2 protein-coding genes and 1 riboswitch are annotated in these 2,447 nt (G+C 73.2%); both genes read right to left on the bottom strand.

Annotated features, from left to right (window positions below; all coding sequences use genetic code 11):
• Positions 1–54: 54 nt before the first annotated feature.
• Positions 55–681 (bottom strand): precorrin-8X methylmutase, encoded by a 627-nt coding sequence (locus tag ACQKIP_RS45210; RefSeq protein WP_365856034.1) that lies wholly within the window; start codon positions 679–681, stop codon positions 55–57.
• 63 nt (positions 682–744) lie between these two features.
• Positions 745–2,052: a precorrin-3B synthase gene (locus ACQKIP_RS45205; RefSeq protein WP_365856036.1), complete on the bottom strand. Its 1,308-nt coding sequence runs from the start codon at positions 2,050–2,052 to the stop codon at positions 745–747.
• A 48-nt stretch (positions 2,053–2,100) separates the two neighbouring features.
• Positions 2,101–2,252, top strand: a riboswitch (cobalamin riboswitch).
• The last annotated feature ends 195 nt before the right edge of the window (positions 2,253–2,447 follow it).

Below are 2,447 nucleotides of genomic sequence, written 5' to 3'. Positions count from 1 at the left end.
GCCCCACGCCGTACAGACGGCCTGTGCTGTGCTGACTCACGTGCTCGCTCACGCTCATTCTTCCTCGCTGGCGATCGCGTTGAGTGCGGCGGCCGCGATGGCGCTGCCGCCCCGGCGGCCCCGCACGATCATGTGTTCCAGGCCGGAGGGGTGCGCGGCCAGGGCGTCCTTGGACTCCATGGCGCCGACGAAGCCGACGGGCACGCCGATGACGGCGGCAGGGCGCGGGGCGCCCTCCTCGATCATTTCGAGCAGCCGGAACAGGGCGGTGGGCGCGTTGCCGACGGCTATGACCGCGCCCTCCATCCGATCGCGCCACAGCTCCAGGGCGGCGGCGCTGCGCGTGGTGCCGAGCTTGGCCGCCAGGTCGGGCACCGCCGGGTCGGACAGGGTGCACACGACGTCGTTGTCCGCGGGCAGCCGCTTGCGGGTGACGCCGCTGGCGACCATGGCCACGTCGCACAGGATGGGGGCGCCGGCCCGAAGTGCCTGGCGGGCGCGGGCCACCACGTCCGGGGTGAAAGCGAGGTCGCGTACGAGATCGACCATGCCGCAGGCGTGGATCATGCGGACCGCGACCTGGCTCACGTCGGCGGGCAGGCCCGCCAGATCCGCCTCCGCGCGGATCGTGGCGAAGGACTGGCGGTAGATCGCCGGTCCGTCCTTCTCGTACTGATGCACAGTGCGTTCGCTCTCTTGATAGGGCATGGAACAGTCAGGTGTCGCGAGGTCGTTCATGTCGTGTCAGCCGCGGGCCGCGGCCACGGCGGCGGCGAGCGCCCCGGGGCTGCCGGGGACGGTCGCCGGTGTGTCCCGTTTCTCGCCGTGTACGTGAGAGATCTCGTACCCCTCGGGGGTGGCGACGACGTCGATCCACTCTCCGTGGGGATGGCCGCACCGGCGCGCGCACCCCGACCAGTACACGGGGAGCGCCCCCACCGGTCCCAGGGCGGCCGCCGCGGTGGCGCGTACGTCGTCCAGGGATTTGGCGCAGCCGGGCCTGCCGATGCAGGCGCCCACTCCGGTCCAGGGGGATGCGGACGCGGTGATGAGTCCGGCGGTCCGCAGGCTCTCCAGGAGTTCCGCGGACTTGTGCCGCTCGACTCCCGGCAGGACGATGCCGCGCCAGGGGGTCAGGCGCAACTCGCCGCTGCCGTGCTCGCGTGCGATGCCGGTCAGAGTCCGCCACTGGGTCGCGCTGATGCGTCCCAGCGGCAGGCCCAGGGAGAGCGCGTCCGTCCCGTGCGGCCCAGGCACGACGCCGAGGGCGGGCCCGCCCGCGTCCCGGGGGAGCGGGGCGGCGGCCAGGGTGACGTCGAACTCGGCCTGCCGCAACCGGCGTACGACCGCGTCGAGGAGAGGGCCGGTGCCGCCGGGCAGATCCGTCACCCGCCAGGCACCCGTGCCGGCCGCCTGGTCCAGGAAGGCCTCGGCCGCGATGAGGGCGGCCCGCGGTGCCTGCGCGGAACGTACGAGCACGGCATCCTGCGCCGGGCCGATCCGCAGCAGCGCCGCGTCCTCGCCCCGCGTCGTCAGAGTCACGTCCCCGCCGAGAGCGCCCACGTCGCCGCGGCCGTCGTCGAGGGCGAACAGGAACCGTCCGGACAAACCGGCGGCCCGGTCGTTGGCGCACAGCAGTTCGTCCAGGGCGGACAGCCATGCGCGGACGTTCCGCTCTCCCCGGCCGTCGAGACCCGAGAGCGGAGAAGCCACCACATTGCGGGCACGTTCGTGGCGTTCGGAGGGCAACAGCCCCGCGCCGCCGAGGACATGGGCCAGTTCGCTGCCGCAGTCCGCAGGCAGCCCGCGCAGCTGCACGTTGCCGCGCGATGTGAGATGCAACTCGTCGTCTCCGAGGCGCTCTGCCAGCTCCCGCAGCGCATCGGCCTGCCCCGCGTCCAGCAGACCGCCCGGAATGCGCACGCGCGCCAGCGCCCCGTCGTCCGCCCGGTGCAGCCGAAGCGTCCCGGGGCAGGCGTCACCGCGGCTGCGGGCAGACTCGTCTCCCGAGAGCGCAGGCGAGGGGACCGATGGGGGCATGGCGGCGAGCATACCGACCTATCGCAGCAGGTCCGCCTGCCCCCCGGTAGTTGATCGGCCCTTAGTATTCCCAGTGACGGGCCGGCCGGCCCGTCGTCGCCACAGACGGCGACAAGGGGAGGAAGCCCGGTGAGATTCCGGCGCGGTCCCGCCACTGTGAGCCCGGTCCTGGTGCCGGGTGAGTCAGGAACTCCCTTCCCCGAGCTCTCGTCCGCTCGAGCAGGGGAGACGCCATCGACACCACCCGGGGCGTGGACACCCCGAGGAAGGCACGACGCCGCATGATCCTGCTCCTGTCGACGTCCGACACCGACCTGCTCAGCGCCCGCGCCGCGAACGGCCCGGTCGCCTACCGCTACGCGAACCCCTCCCGCCTCGCGCTCGAGGACCTTCCCCAGCTACTGGAG

The organism is Streptomyces sp. NPDC059900, from assembly GCF_050270335.1.
In the GTDB taxonomy this organism is placed as follows: Bacteria; Actinomycetota; Actinomycetes; order Streptomycetales; family Streptomycetaceae; genus Streptomyces.
This window is presented reverse-complemented; position numbering and strand designations above follow the sequence as displayed.

Coding starts and splice junctions, on each gene's coding strand:
- ACQKIP_RS45205 (WP_365856036.1), bottom strand. CDS start 2,052: ATGCTCGCCGCCATGCCCCCATCGGTCCCCTCGCCTGCGCTCTCGGGA.